The sequence below is a fragment of the Vibrio sp. CyArs1 genome (assembly GCF_022432925.1).
In the GTDB taxonomy this organism is placed as follows: Bacteria; Pseudomonadota; Gammaproteobacteria; order Enterobacterales; family Vibrionaceae; genus Vibrio; species Vibrio mediterranei.
The window spans coordinates 168,777-184,576 of record NZ_JAKRBO010000002.1; the positions used below are offsets into that span (position 1 = coordinate 168,777).

Annotated in this window: 6 protein-coding genes; 4 read left to right on the forward strand and 2 right to left on the reverse strand. The window is 43.8% G+C overall.

The window, feature by feature from the left end; translation table 11 throughout:
• Positions 1-202 precede the first annotated feature (202 nt).
• A complete protein-coding gene (locus MMA19_RS07445; RefSeq protein WP_240205894.1) occupies positions 203-11,806 on the forward strand; it encodes a tandem-95 repeat protein in 11,604 nt (3,867 codons plus the stop codon).
• A gap of 299 nt (positions 11,807-12,105) precedes the next feature.
• On the opposite strand, the gene MMA19_RS07450 is transcribed toward MMA19_RS07445, so the two are convergent.
• On the reverse strand, positions 12,106-12,387 hold the full coding sequence (locus tag MMA19_RS07450; RefSeq protein WP_171391373.1) for a hypothetical protein: 282 nt from the start codon (positions 12,385-12,387) through the stop codon (positions 12,106-12,108).
• Positions 12,388-12,616: 229 nt separating this feature from the next.
• Here MMA19_RS07450 and MMA19_RS07455 point away from each other — a divergent pair, with 229 nt between their 5' ends.
• The 3 genes from MMA19_RS07455 to MMA19_RS07470 all read left to right on the forward strand — a co-directional run bounded on the left by MMA19_RS07455 (position 12,617) and on the right by MMA19_RS07470 (position 15,175).
• Complete coding sequence (locus tag MMA19_RS07455) at positions 12,617-13,426, forward strand: helix-turn-helix domain-containing protein (RefSeq protein ID WP_240205895.1); 810 nt, start codon at positions 12,617-12,619, stop codon at positions 13,424-13,426.
• A 681-nt stretch (positions 13,427-14,107) separates the two neighbouring features.
• Positions 14,108-14,434 (forward strand): hypothetical protein, encoded by a 327-nt coding sequence (locus MMA19_RS07460; protein ID WP_140201167.1) that lies wholly within the window; start codon positions 14,108-14,110, stop codon positions 14,432-14,434.
• Between the two features lie 138 nt (positions 14,435-14,572).
• Positions 14,573-15,175 carry a hypothetical protein gene (locus tag MMA19_RS07470; RefSeq protein WP_240205896.1) on the forward strand — a complete coding sequence of 201 codons (603 nt, stop codon included), beginning with the start codon at positions 14,573-14,575 and terminating at the stop codon, positions 15,173-15,175.
• 153 nt (positions 15,176-15,328) lie between these two features.
• Here the strand turns inward: MMA19_RS07470 and MMA19_RS07475 are convergent, their stop codons facing one another.
• Positions 15,329-15,577, reverse strand: a complete 249-nt coding sequence (locus tag MMA19_RS07475) for a hypothetical protein (protein WP_240205897.1) — start codon at positions 15,575-15,577, stop codon at positions 15,329-15,331.
• Positions 15,578-15,800: the final 223 nt, after the last annotated feature.

A 15,800-nucleotide genomic window follows, 5' to 3' on the forward strand; every position in this document is an offset into this window, starting at 1 on the left:
TTCATTTCCTTGAATGAACTAGACCGTTTGCAAAATAGCTAAGGATATAAGCGAATAATTTTCAAAGATAAATTTTCATTATGAGTACTGTGTTTGGAATCAATGAGATTTGAGCTGAACAGCTAAACTTTACTACTAATCCGGAATTCATCTACTAATCTGTTGACGAATCAACAATGGATCGTGTGTTTTGGAGGCGGCAATGGCAACGAACAATGAAAACAATCCACTTAATGATGCGGTGGAGCAAGTATCTACAGTAGATACCAATACAGACCAACAGCAAGCACAGCAAAATCAACAAAATACCATTGCCACTACTATTGCGACCGGGGCAGATAATGCCGATGCTTCGGACGAAATAAACCAAGCTCTCAGCGATAGCCCGACTAGTGCAGGAGCAGAGCAAGATGATTCTAATGCTGCATCAGAACAATCCACACAATCAGGAAATGACGGAGCTGCACAGCAACAGGACAGCCAATCAAATATTGTCGATTCACAAGATTCAAACGTTAGTGAGTCAGAACCGCAAGCCGATAATGGCGCGGCTAGTGGGGCGGGCGCGCAAGCGGTAGGTGGAGAGCAAACTCAACCTGATACTCAAGCTGGTGGTTCTTCCACTCCAAGTGATGCAGTTACACAAGCACAACAGTCCGTTTCGCCTTCGGTTCGAGCCGCTCAGGAGGAAATCAGCGATACCGCAACAACAGAAGAAACATTTGAGGTAAATGTCTTAAGCGATGAACAATTTGTTCAATCGCAACAGGATGACGCTTTTGATTCCGAGACAACTGAAACGTCATTTGAAGTCCAAGTCGATAACGTAAATGATGCCGCTGTTGTCAGTGGTATGGATTATGAAATTCAGGAAGATGGTCTTTTAACTTTTACTGATACGGATTTGCTCAACAGTGCCAGTGACATAGATGGCGATGAGCTTTTCATCGATAACGTGACTTATGAAGGTGATCAAGGTGTGCTGACTCATCTTGGTAATGGTAATTACACTTTTGCTCCCAATGAGAACTTTAATGGTGATATTTCATTAAGTTATGGTGTATCCGATGGCACAGCAATAACTACGGCATCTATCGATGTACTAGTGGAGTCAGTCAATGATCTCCCAGTCTTTGGTACCGCGTCTTACACCGTCGATGAAGACAATGTATTAATCTTTAATGAAACTCAGTTGCTCTCTAGCGCTTCCGATGTAGAGGGCGATGTGTCTTTGGTCGAGGTCAGCTACTCTGGTAATGATGGCATCTTCACCGTCAACAACGATGGAACCTGCAGTTTTGCGCCTAATGAGAATTTCAACGGAACGGTTACGCTTGATATTGTCATCGCCGATGAAGATGGCGCACAGGTCGAAGCTACGTTCGACGTAAATGTTCTTGCGGTTAATGATGCTCCAGTCAGCGGTGACATTGCTTATACGCTGGATGAAGATGGAAACATTACACTGTCACAAAACCAGCTGTTATCACAAGCCAATGATGTTGATGGTGATGACTTAACCGCGACCAATGTAACCGTAGGCGGTAATGCAAGCGTTAGCGAGAATCCAGATGGGTCGTTTACCGTTACGCCTGATGACAACTTTAACGGAGACCTCAACCTTTCCTTTGATGTCTCTGACGGACTGGAAACCATCCAAGCGGCAGGGACTCTAACGGTTAACCCTGTGAACGATTTACCAACCACTTCCGATGTCTCCTCCAACGTTGATGAAGACACTAGTATTACGGTCAATCAAGTTCAGCTTCTTGCGAATGCCGCGGACATTGATGGCGACCAGCTCACCGCTTCAAATCTGTCGGCTGCTAATGCATCGATTCAAGATAATGGTGACGGTACTTTTACCATCACACCTGATGCGAACTTCAATGGCTTAATTGATATTGCTTACGATATTAGTGACGGGTCAACACCGGTGGCTGGGAATCTTGCTCTCACCGTTGACCCAGTCAATGATGCACCGATTATTTCAGCTGATGTGCCCATTACCATTGAAGAAGACGGTTCATACACCGTGACCCAAGCTGAATTGCTTCAATTTGCCACCGACATCGAAAATGATGATATGACCGCCGTCATTGGTGAGCAGGGTGAATCGACCACCGTGTCCGGTACTGTTCTCAACGCTGAAAATGGTCAGCCCGTAGAGGGTGCAGAAGTTACGCTAAGTGATGACGTAGGGAATTCAACAACTGCGGTCACCAACGCCCAGGGTCAATATACAGTGACAGGCAATGTATTTGAGCAAGGCAGTGTCACCATTGAGCAAGAGGGTGCTATTACCAATACCTTCCTCGTTCCAGCCGGCGAAACCACCGATAGTGGCGTTATTTCGCTAAGTGAGGTATTGGAAGCTACCGACATGCGAATCGTAGTGACATGGGGTGCAACGCCAAGAGATATGGACAATCACTTGTGGCTTTATGATACCGACACCGGTGCAGAATTAGATCATATCTATTATCGCGATATGAACCATCAACTTGGCGATGGTATGGTTCAGCAGGATGTTGATGACACCAATGGCCACGGACCAGAAACCATTACTATACCTAACTATCAAGATGCCAATATGCATTATTCTGTGCATAACTACAGTAATCGCAGTTGGGATGTGGATGGGGTTGAGAATGTTCAAGTTCAGGTATTTGTCGGAGATACATTAGTTCAAACCTTCGCGCCGGAGTTGCCAGAGAACATCAGTGGTGACCATTGGCATGTGTTCGATATCGTAGATGGCATTGTCGTGCCAAGTCAGGAAGTGGGAAGTCAGAACAACTTCACCTTACCGACCAGTGAAGAAGCGGCGAACGCAGACAACGGAATTGATATTGCGTCGTTGTTTAACGTCGATGAAGGTAATACTGACAACGGCTCAGATGGTGGTGACAATGTCACAATTAGTGATATTTCCATACCAAATGGTGTGATTACCGACAATGGTGATGGCACATATACCATCACTCCGAATGCGGATTTTAACGGTGAGTTCGAAATTAACTATACCGTTGACGATGGCAATGGTGGTGTATCTCCAGCGCAACTCGACGTGACGGTGACAGCTGTCAATGATGCCGCTGTGATTTACGATCAGAGCTTTAGCATGGATGAAGATGGCACCTTAACCTTTACGGACGCTGAACTGCTGCAGGGTGCGAGTGATATTGAAGGTGATGATTTAACGGTTACCGGTGTCCACTATGAAGGTACCGACGGTGTGCTTACGTCACTAGGTAACGGTACTCACACTTTCACTCCAAATGAAAACTACAATGGCGAACTTCAATTAACTTTCGATGTGTCAGATGGCACAGATACCAGCAGTGCGGTGATAGATATAGCAGTAGCTGCCGTTAATGACGCGCCAATTGCGGGTTCTACATCCTATTCAGTCAATGAAGAAGGGGTAATTGACATCACAGTAGAGCAACTGTTGGCAAATTCGAGCGATGTTGATGGGGAAGCCATCTCACTAGATTCGGTGACGTATAGTGGCAGCGATGGTATTTTAGCCCTTCATGAAAATGGAACATACTACTTCTCGCCAAATGAAAACTTTGATGGCGAAGTCGTTTTACAAGTAGTGGTTTCTGATGAGTCAGGATTAACGTCTCCAACCGCCGCGACTATTGATGTACTCTCCGTCAATGATACTCCAGCCGTTTCAGGTCCAATTGCTTATCAAGTTAACGAAGATAATTCTATTACTTTATCTCAGGAACAGTTGCTCATCCACGCATCCGATGTTGACGGTGACCAACTCTCAGCTGAAAACCTATACCTAGAAGCATTTGGCACGGTGACTGATGATGGCAACGGAAATTTCACTATCACTCCGGCCGAGAACTTTCATGGGCCTTTGTCACTCACATTCGATGTGACTGATGGACAAGAAACCGTCGCAACCGCGTTAAACTTAACAGTTGATCCTGTAAACGACCTTGTTATTGCTCGTGATGACGTCAATTTGTCTAGTGCTGAACCTATGATCCGCTTAGACGTCGCACCAGAGCATGGGGCGGTACAATATCTCGATGAAAACGGTGATTGGGCGGATATGGTTATTGGATTGGAATATCCCGCTGACACCGAAGTTCAATTTGTACCAAATACTGTTGAGATTCAATCGGACACTCGTGATATCCGAGTGGGCAGTTTCGACAACGATCCAAACAGCCAAGGCTTTGATGGGACTGCATCGACATCCGATTGGGGTAACGTCGATGGAGACACCGCGACGTACGTTGAAGATGGTATTGTCGTTACAACGGTTGTTAGTGAGGGTGCTTTAGCGGCGTGGAATGGCCCCAATAGTCATGTCGGTGCTGGAATAGGTAATCAGTCATCCAATGGACTCAGCGACGATGAAACTCTCACGGTTACAGTTGAAGGAGAAGACGTCAATCAAATTACGTTCCAGCTTGATGGACTCGGCGGGTATTTTGATGAAACTAGCTCCCACGCAACGCAGGTGAACATTACTGCCTATGACGCTGAAGGAAACATTATCAGCACCCAAGGTGGTTATCGTGAATCTGGGGAATACGAAGATACGTATTCCTTCACAACCGATGTTCCAGTCCATCATTTTGAACTAGGAACGACAGGTGGAAATGGAACCTACGTAGTACAAAACATGGTTGTCTCGAGAACCATGGCAGAAGAAATTCAGATCACCACCATCCAAGGAGATGGAAGCGAAGTAACAAACACTCTGCAGCTGAACTTAAATCACAGCACTGCTGAGGATACTCTGAATGTCACAGAGCAACTTATCGAAATTGATGGCACTATCACTTCAAGAGCAATTGAGGTCGAAGAAGATGGAGTCTTGACGCTCCAAGCAAGCGATCTTTTAGTAAACGACTCAGATATTGATGGTGATGAGCTGACTTTAGTGAGCGTAACTTCTACTGACGACTCACACGGAACTGTCAGTCTAGATGAAAACGGACAGATCCAATTCACGCCTGATGCCAACTACAATGGACAAGCTTCATTTGAATATACCGTGACCGACGGGAATGGCTCTTTTGATACCGCTACCGTTTTTGTCAATGTTACACCAGTCAACGATGGACCTGTCGCCACAGATCTACCATTTACTATTCAAGAAGATGGAACGCTTCTGTTTACCAATGACGATATTTTGTCTGCAACCTCTGATATCGATAATGACGACTTGTCTATAGAACAAGTGACTTACGATGGCACGTCGGGTGTATTAGACAGCCATGGTGATGGTACGTATACCTTTACGCCTAATGAAAATTTCCATGGGGACCTCGAACTGAGTTATTCCGTCACAGATGGATTAGAGTCAAGCTCGGCAAATATCAACGTGACGGTAGAGTCAGTTAATGATCTCCCAGTCTTTGGTACCGCGTCTTACACCGTCGATGAAGACAATGTATTAATCTTTAATGAAACTCAGTTGCTCTCTAGCGCTTCCGATGTAGAGGGCGATGTGTCTTTGGTCGAGGTCAGCTACTCTGGTAATGATGGCATCTTCACCGTCAACAACGATGGAACCTGCAGTTTTGCGCCTAATGAGAATTTTAACGGAACGGTTACGCTTGATATTGTCATCGCCGATGAAGATGGCGCACAGGTCGAAGCTACGTTTGACGTAAATGTTCTTGCGGTTAATGATGCTCCAGTCAGCGGTGACATTGCTTATACGCTGGATGAAGATGGAAACATTACACTGTCACAAAACCAGCTGTTATCACAAGCCAATGATGTTGATGGTGATGACTTAACCGCGACCAATGTAACCGTAGGCGGTAATGCAAGTGTCAGTGAAAATCCAGATGGGTCATTTACCGTTACGCCTGATGCCAACTTTAACGGAGACCTCAACCTTGCCTTTGATGTCTCTGACGGACTGGAAACCATCCAAGCGGCAGGGACTCTAACGGTTAACCCTGTGAACGATTTACCAACCACTTCCGATGTCTCCGCCAACGTTGATGAAGACACCAGTATTACGGTCAATCAAGCTCAGCTTCTTGCGAATGCCGCGGACATTGATGGCGACCAGCTCACCGCTTCAAATCTGTCTGCTGCTAATGCATCGATTCAAGATAATGGCGACGGTACCTTTACCATCACACCTGATGCGAACTTCAATGGATTAATTGATATTGCTTACGATATTAGTGATGGGTCAACACCGGTAGCAGGGAATCTTGCTCTCACCGTTGACCCAGTCAATGATGCACCGATTATTTCAGCTGATGTGCCCATTACCATTGTAGAAGACGGTTCATACACCGTGACTCAAGCTGAATTGCTTCAATTTGCCACCGACATCGAAAATGATGATATGACCGCCGTCATTGGTGAACAGGGTGAATCGACCACCGTTTCTGGTACCGTTCTCAACGCGGAAAACGGTCAACCCGTCGTGGGTGCAGAAGTTACGCTAAGTGATGACGTAGGGAATTCAACAACCGCGGTCACCAACGCCCAGGGTCAATATACAGTGACAGGCAATGTATTTGAGCAAGGCAGTGTCACTATTGAGCAAGAGGGTGCTATTACCAACACCTTCCTCGTTCCAGCCGGCGAAACCACTGATAGTGGCGTTATTTCGCTAAGTGAGGTATTAGAAGCTACCGACATGCGAATCGTAGTGACATGGGGTGCAACGCCAAGAGATATGGACAATCACTTGTGGCTTTATGACACCGACACCGGTGCAGAATTAGATCATATCTATTATCGCGATATGAACCATCAACTTGGCGATGGTATGGTTCAGCAGGATGTTGATGACACCAATGGCCACGGGCCAGAAACTATTACTATACCTAACTATCAAGATGCCAATATGCATTATTCGGTGCATAACTACAGTAATCGCAGTTGGGATGTGGACGGGGTTGAGAATGTTCAAGTTCAGGTGTTTGTCGGAGATACATTAGTTCAAACCTTCGCGCCGGAGTTGCCAGAGAACATCAGTGGTGACCATTGGCATGTGTTCGATATCGTAGATGGTATTGTCGTACCAAGTCAGGAAGTAGGAGGTCAGAACAACTTCACCTTACCGACCAGTGAAGACGCGGCGAACGCAGACAACGGAATTGATATTGCATCGTTGTTTAACGTCGATGAAGGTAACACTGACAATGGCTCAGAAGGTAGTGACAATGTCACAATTGGTGATATTTCTATACCAAATGGTGTGATTACCGACAATGGTGATGGCACATATACCATCACTCCGAATGCGGATTTTAACGGTGAATTCGAAATTAACTATACCGTTGACGATGGCAATGGTGGCGTATCTCCAGCGCAACTCGATGTGACGGTGACAGCTGTCAATGATGCCGCTGTGATTTACGATCAGAGCTTTAGCATGGATGAAGATGGCACCTTAACCTTTACGGACGCTGAACTGCTGCAGGGTGCGAGTGATATTGAAGGTGATGATTTAACGGTTACCGGTGTCCACTATGAAGGTACCGACGGTGTACTTACGTCACTAGGTAACGGTACTCACACATTCACTCCAAACGAAAATTATAATGGTGCGTTGAATCTTAGCTTTGATGTGTCTGATGGTACCGATACCTCTAGTGCCTCAATCGCTATAGCGGTAGCTGCCATTAATGATGCTCCCGATACGACACAAGTGGATCTCAACGTTGATGAAGACAATACGATTACGATTACACGAGAACAACTTCTTGAAAGTGTAACAGATATCGATAGCACTGAACTGCATATTACCGATGTAAGTTACTCTGGAAATGATGGTGTATTAGTTGAGAATAGTGATGGTAGCTTTAGCTTTACACCATCTAATGATTTCAACGGCGAGATTCCTCTAACATATACAGCATCGGACGGTGAATTAACCGCAACAGAAACGATCTCATTAACTGTCAACGCCGTCGCCGACGACCCTCAGTTGAATGTAACCGATGAACTGGGTGCTGAAATTGGCGTAGATGGGCTCAAAGTTGACCCTGATAATATTGTTGAATTAAATGTTTCTGCTCAAGTGACTGATTTGGATGGGTCTGAATCAGTTACCGTTCAAGCAAGTGGTATTCCTGAAGGCTCAGTGCTCCGCTATGATAGTCAAACCGTTCTCGATGACCAAGATAATGGACTCACAAGTTATGTTGATAGTGAAATTACCGTTACTTTCGAAGGTGAGGGGGCTGGATACTATAATGCAGTCGGATACTATAAGGTTGACCAAAACGGACAGATTAACGACGTTGAAATCGTCTACGAAAATGCGTCTCAGGTAGGAGGAGGAGGAGATTTAGTACCCGGACAGTCCGCATTTAGTTTTGATCTAGAAGAAGGTGAGAGCTTTAATCTATTTGTCGTGCCAAATGGTTTTAATCATAACAACTTCTCTTCGTTCAGCGATGGCCATTACGAGTTTCAAGACGTCAATGGTGGGCTAGCTACTACTGATTCTATTGACCCGCAACTGGTATTTGTTAGCAGCAATGGAGGAGAGACTGTAATCCGAAGTCAGAATGGTGATGCTATCTTCCATGGGGGAACAAGCCCCAATCTAAATCAAGATAACATTAATCATACTCGTACCTATTTCAACAACGAAAATGAGCTAGTCTACGGTATTGAAGACATGTACAACGGAGGGGATCGTGACTTTGACGATTTCCTATTTACCATTGATTTAGGTGAGGTAAATACCAGCATCTATCAAGGTGAGGTAAATATTGACTCTTCCGAACCTATCACACTTCCAACAGTAGCACTACTGGAACCAATTTCGATAGAGTTGCCCGTTGATTACAGTGGTGAGTTTGACCTCAACATTGAAGCGACATCAACAGAACAATCCAATGGAGATACATCGACCACTTCACAAACCATCCATATTGATGCAAGAGAGCATGCACCTGAATCAACCCCAGTCTCTGCGACGATGCAAGAAGATGGAAGCTTATTGGTTTCCCAGGAAATGCTGTTAGCTAATGCTGTCGATTTAAACAACGATGCGTTGACGGCGTTCGAGCTAGCCACCAACGATGAAAATGCCATTATTGCAGACAATAATGACGGTACATTCACTATTACACTGAACGAAGACTTTAATGGTGATCTCGAACTCAGCTATAAGATCACAGACGGAGAGTTCGTTACTCCTAACACTCTGAATCTATCCGTTGAAGCTGTGAATGATGCACCGATCTCCGAAAGTGTTGAACTTTCTGGTGTTGAAGACGAGAGTATCGTTATCTCTCAAGAAGATTTACTGGCTTATGCCAGTGATGTTGACGGTGACACGTTGACGGCGAAGGACCTTCAGATAGACGCTTCATTTGGGTCGCTTGTCGATAATCTGGATGGAACATGGACATTCTCTCCGGTGGAGAACTTCAATGGTGATGTTCCATTCACTTTTAAAGTAGACGACGGACAGCTTGATACCGAAGCAAGCGGTCATCTCAATCTCTTAGAGGTCAATGATGCGCCTGATGCACCTGCAATTTCACTATCCACAGATGAAGACCAGATCTTAGTCATCGATCCAGCGTATATTCTTGCGCAAGCGTCAGATGTAGATGGAGATACGCTAACTCTCGATCAATTAAGCGTAAGAGCACCGGAAAATGCAACATTGCAAGTCCAGCCAGACGGTATGTACCACCTCATAACCAGTCAAGATTTTAATGGATTGATTGAGCTTGACTATGCTGTTTCAGACGATGCTTTAGAGGCTCAAGGTACTGTTAGTATCGACGTAATCCCCGTTAATGATGAACCATTTGCTGTCGGCAACGCATCTTTGACCACCAATGAGGATGGTGCCTTTACATTTGATGCATCAGATCTCGTGGATCTCTTTGATGACATAGATACCGATGAGCTGGTCGTTTCACGGGTCATCGTACCTGATTCCGAAGATGGTGGTGAAATTGCCCAAAATGAAGACGGCACTTGGACATTTAGTCCAACCGCTGATTTTGCAGGCATCTCCGAACTGCAAGTTATTGTCTCTGACGGAGAATTTGAAACATCACTAGATGTGCCCGTATACATTCGTCCCGTAGCTGACGGCGCTGTTATCACAACCGCACATGATGGGCCATTAGTGTTCTCAGAAGATACAACCGGCTACTTAAACCTAGATGTATCGTTAGTTGATAGCTCTGAGTTACTAAGTCAACTCGTGATGACAGGTTATCCCGTAGGATTCCAAATCACCGACGGGACTCATACCGTAGTAATTGAGGAAGCAGGTCAGCAGATCGTCATTACCGATTGGGACATCAATAATCTGCAAATGACGCCACCGCAAGATTTTCACGGCAACTTCTTTGTGACCGTTTCGGCGACAACAGTCGACTATGGTGATGAAACTACAAGTCAGGATGATAGTGTCTTTGCTGGTGATGTTAACGTTATCTCAGGTAATGAGCTAACTATTAGTACTGACGAGCTCATTAACCTAGCTCAAAATGTGGAGGCAGAGCAGGGTGATGCAATAAGACTCGTTCATTTAGTTGATAATACTCAGGGAGAATTAGTCACCAACTCAGATGGAACTTGGACTTTTATACCAGCACCTGACTTTTATGGGAATGTAGACCTAGCATACATAATTGAAAAAGATGGGATTATCCATGATGAGCAGTTGAGCATCGGCGTTTATGAATCAGGAAGTTCATTACCTAATACTTTAGAAATTGATGGTATTGGCCAGGCAGACGTTACCCCAAGTGAAACGCTCTATTTTTCAGATAGTGATATGTTAGCAACGATCAGCTCTGATGATCATCAAGATCTTAGTATCGAATCAGTTTCTTTACTTGGTGGTGAAGGTATTATTGAATCAGACGGGCAGGGTGGCTATCAATTCACTCCGGCTGAAGGTTATAGTGGCCCCGCTCAGATTGGTTTCGTCGCTAGTGATGGTGACAATAGCGTGCAAAGCCACTTCAATGTAGGTGTAGAAGAAAGCTCGGCTGATAGCGGCCTACTAGTTCAATCCGCTGATTCTTCTATCGAAATCTCAGAGTCACACTTACTTCAAAATCTAGGTTTGACTGACGAATCCGACGTTACCGCTTTAGCCTATACGGGTGATAGCGGCGCGTTGATTTCAACTGGTGAAGATAGTTGGACGTTTTGGCCAGATGATACGTTCGATGGTGATATCAGTCTAGCAACTACAATCACTACTGATGGAGATGAACAAAACATACCTTTGAATCTGAGCGTTGAAGCAATGGAAGCCTCAGAGCAGCAAACAACAGTTTTAGAGACCGTTGTGCCAGATAATACTGAAACAGATGACAGCTTTGATGTGACCGTCGCACCAGGTGATGTTATCAATCTGGAAACACCAGAAGCGGCGTCTTCATCTAATGAAGTTGACCACATTGTGGTTACTGGACTTCCAAATGATGCTGAAGTAACAGGAGGCCTAGACAATGGTGATGGCAGTTACACAATATCAGGAGATCTCACACAGCCATTAACCGTTTCGTTCAGTGATGCATTTGAAGGACAAGTAGATGTCAATTACCAAGGTGTAGATGAACTTGATGCACCGATTGAAGGAGCAAGTGAGACATTACAGATCGATGTCAGTGAACAATACGCACTGCAATCAACACAAAGCGGGCAGACAGTTTCTACTGAACAACAACAAGGAACAGACTGGACGCAAAGTGACAACACCCAAGTTAATGTTGACTTCACAGACGACTCGGGCAGCTTTGACACTGATGACAATACAGGTGGCGGCGCTCAACAAGACCTTGATGACAATTTAATGTAGTGAAACAAACATGAGCAACTACAACTTGAGAACGAGTCTATAAGCGTAATTATCGTAATAAACACATAATCGTAATCGTCAGATTAAGTTTATGTGTTTATTAGGTATTTTATGGTAAATATCGATTATGGTTAAATCTGGGCTAAAACAAGGATAGTAGAGCGGTTCAAGGTAAGGATTTTAAGCTCACGCGCATCTTATTTAACATAATATACATAATACGCACCAAAGGAGATAAAAAAGAAAGGTATCTTGTGCTTATTTATCAGTTAGATACCTTTACTTTTTACCCTTGTTTCTCATGCACGCTTTTTATTCTCTGCTGCTTCCTCTAAACGTCTTAATGCGTTGATAGCACCTTCATTTTTTGATCGTTCGGCGATAATGGCTAGCATTGTCATTTCTATATCTAACCCTAACAAATTAGCTATTTCGCACGCCATTTGATCACTCATTGTGCCGCCTTTGCTCCACAAATGAACCGTACCATGGCTAACTTCTAAGAATCTAGAAACTTCACGTAAGCTAACTAGCTGTTTTTCAACCATTAATCTATTTAGTAAATCTTTTGTGGTAATCATGTTTTTACCTCCTAAATGAAGGATAACTCACAACTTAGGTAGCTAGCATCTACTAGACACTAGATACTTAGATAATCTTTAATAGGAACTGTCTGGAGATGTGGAGCGTCGAAAGACAAATAATATCGTCGGGATGACGAAGTTATCGTGCCCCCTTGCAGTGGAGTGCTTGGGGGCAATCTATCAATGATAACAGTCCTTTATGAACCATACCTGAATAAAAAAACCGATGATTAACTTATCCGCCTACCAAAATGAGATAACGCGCTACAGCCACAAAGCGCAACAAGCCGCTAAAAATGGCTTGGAGCCGTATCTACATAAAGGAAAGAGCGATGTGTTCCGGGTCTTTGTAAAGCAAGGCGCACTATGTAACCCGTCAATCATCTCTCGTTCAGACGAGCCACCGCAACGTAGTAACCGTATCAACCATTTTAATGAAATCTGTAAGTGGATCATTTGCAATGTTTCGTTACACACCCGTACTTTTGCATCATCTGGCAACCAAGGACAAATCGCTAATGCTATTGGTGTTAGTCAGAGTACAGTGTCACGTTTACTTCAACAGCTCCATTCAATGAACGTTATTAAACCTGCCTTTCCAGCTAAACAAGACGAACTGAACAAATCAGGCGTTGTCTCAGATAACGACGGCATCCCTTTACCTAGCGTTTGGGAAGTTACTGACGATTTCGGCTATTTGGCAGGAAACACCGCAGGAAACAAGCTATTTAAAGCGTTCAGAAAGGCAGAGCAAGACGCTGACCAAGAGACTGGCGCAACATTGAAAGAACGACAATTAGTGGTACGCAACACGTTGTGGGAAGGCACAATAGAACGCCGATTAAAGAACCTTAACGACTCTGGTCTAAGAAAAGTCTTATCAAAAGTCACTGACCGATTCAGAGCTACACAAATCATCTTTAAACGCATGGTAAAGCGTGGAGAGGTTGAAGCCCTACCCGATGACCAATTCAAGCGAGAAGAAGCAATAGAGCGCCTCATTGGCCAGCGCTTAAAATATTACGGATTTACATAAACATTAACTGGATAAGTCCAGAAACAGCCATACCTAAAGATAAAAAAACGCTCATTTATTGAGCGTTTTTTTATCTTCCCTACTCTATGTACCACGATTAACGCCCATGCTATCCCCAAATGCGAACGAATACTTTCCCCCTTATGTGTATAGAACTTAAGTTAGTGCATAAGAGAATGGCTTTATGCTGCATATAACGGACAATTTATCGCATGACCTTTTGTTATTAATACGAGTATTTATTTATATGAGTGTATGGATAAAAGCATCCACAGGTCTGTGGATAAGAATGAAGCGGCTTATCTTATTCGCTAAAGCGAATTGAAGCCTTAGGGGAACGTAACTCTTATAGCATGGCGACATACTCTTAAAGCGCTATATGAAAGCCTAAGTGATGTCGCTAACGCGACGGCCTAGCAGAAGAAGGGGCAAAATTTAAAACCTTTCGTGTACTTTAAGGATGACTTGGTCAGTAGACCAATAGACAAAGTTAATCTAATCCTTACTTTGTTCTATTATCCGGATTTTTCCGTAGTTCGCCCCTGCAACTCTATGTCTAATTACATAACAGGTTGATACCATTTGAGTTTTATAAAAAATGGTAGCAACATAGACGGAATGCAAAGATGGTAAAATTCTGTCTAATAAGCGTTATGTGAATAAGTAAGGATACATAAAAGTATGGCGATTGATCATTTTGCACGTGCTAAAAAGGCGTGGCCAATTTTAATTAACAGGGCACAAACGACTTGTGAGCCATTTACCTACAAAGAGATAAGTAATCTAATTGGTCTTCATCATCGAGCTGCCCGCTGGTTTCTCTCTGAGATTCAGGAGTTTTGCAATGAAAATGAGTTAGCTCCTTTGCAAGCTCTCGTTGTTAACAAGAGAACTCGATTGCCCGGAGAGGGTTATTACGGCTCAGCGATTACGCCTGAAGCTCATAGAAAAGCACTTAAAAAGGTACGGAAGGAAAAGTGGGCAAAGGTAAAGTTCAAAAGGCGCTAGGAGTATTCACATAACAATCTGTTTAAGAGTGATTCGCAACGCGTGGCATTTTCAGCTTGCAGTAACATCAGCGTTTAAGGTGTATTGCAGTAACTAACATTGTGCGTTTCTGGCACGTTAGCTGCTTAAGGGGTTTAAATGGCAGAAGTAGAACAATCTATCGATATAATTGAACTTGCAAAGGTTGTTGGACCATATGCTGTGGCGCTAGGGACAACAGCTTTTGGTTATGTACAAACCAAGCGTGTCGCAGAAATCACGAGAGAAAAAGATTTAGAACTCGCGCAACTTCAACAAAGCTCGATTCAGCATGCTGAGAAACTTAAAGCTCAGAATTTGGCATCAACCCAATTGCAAAAAGTACTCAGTCCAATTTATGCGAAGACCGAGGCGATATTACATAGCTATAGTGGGTTAATTGCTGAAAAAACCGAAGCTAAAACACTAAAAAGTGATTTCCTCAAACTAGTTGTAGATGATTATGTTTCCTTTTCTGTTGAAAGTAGAAAAGTAGCCTTGGCTGAAGCGATAGCGATTTGTCAAACGCTTCAAGATCATGAAGCATATGAACTGGTGGTAAAGTTTGAATCTGCAATTACAAAAACGTTGGGGCTGATTGATCTTTCAGGGAACAGTTCTGGGCAAGAGTTTTTAAATGAGCTTAAAGCTGCTAAACGTGAATATGGTCTTTTATACGTAAGAATTTTCTATAGGGTGTCGAATGCTGAACAACGCAGCTAAAGACCGGAAAACTACTCGTCATAGGATTGTGAGATTTGGTACTAGATCCGACATTAGGTCTTAGTCTTCGCAATATAGCTAGTGAGTATAGGTCAAACTTGGCATTCGTCCGGTACTCACTCTTACAGCTGGCTTGTAATGATTTACCTTGACTTAGTAGCTAGACACAAGGTTTTGTATTACCTGAGTTTGGTGTTCTATCTCTTTTTTTATGCTCATAACATATTCAAGAGCGCTACGAGCCTTTTCATCCCTTACCTCTTCGATACGCTCGTCATTACCAAGGTAATTTGCTGAATGCTCAACCGCCTCGTCGTATGCACTTTCGGCATGCACTAGTTTATCAATTAGCTCTGACAGTTTTGCTTTCGCCGCATTAAGTTCGCTAGCCTTATCACTCATCTTTTTTCCCTTATCATTATTAATTTGTTTTGCGCACCTTGCAGCCTAAAAATGTTGCAATTACTTTATGGTGGCTTAAAGGTTTGTTTAGTATACAGTAAATGGTTTAAAGTAAGCATACAAACTGTTTAAGAGTGATTCGCAACGCGTGGCATTTTGACTATGCGTTGAATTTAGTGATTGAGGTGGTTGGCGGCGGCTTTTGGCTTCACATTAATTGCTT

What these genes read in the sequence shown, in the direction of transcription:
- MMA19_RS07470 (WP_240205896.1), top strand. Translation starts at nt 14,573, where the DNA reads ATGGCAGAAGTAGAACAATCTATCGATATAATTGAACTTGCAAAGGTT.
- MMA19_RS07455 (WP_240205895.1), top strand. Translation starts at nt 12,617, where the DNA reads ATGATTAACTTATCCGCCTACCAAAATGAGATAACGCGCTACAGCCAC.
- MMA19_RS07475 (WP_240205897.1), bottom strand. Translation starts at nt 15,577, where the DNA reads ATGAGTGATAAGGCTAGCGAACTTAATGCGGCGAAAGCAAAACTGTCA.
- MMA19_RS07445 (WP_240205894.1), top strand. Translation starts at nt 203, where the DNA reads ATGGCAACGAACAATGAAAACAATCCACTTAATGATGCGGTGGAGCAA.
- MMA19_RS07460 (WP_140201167.1), top strand. Translation starts at nt 14,108, where the DNA reads ATGGCGATTGATCATTTTGCACGTGCTAAAAAGGCGTGGCCAATTTTA.
- MMA19_RS07450 (WP_171391373.1), bottom strand. Translation starts at nt 12,387, where the DNA reads ATGATTACCACAAAAGATTTACTAAATAGATTAATGGTTGAAAAACAG.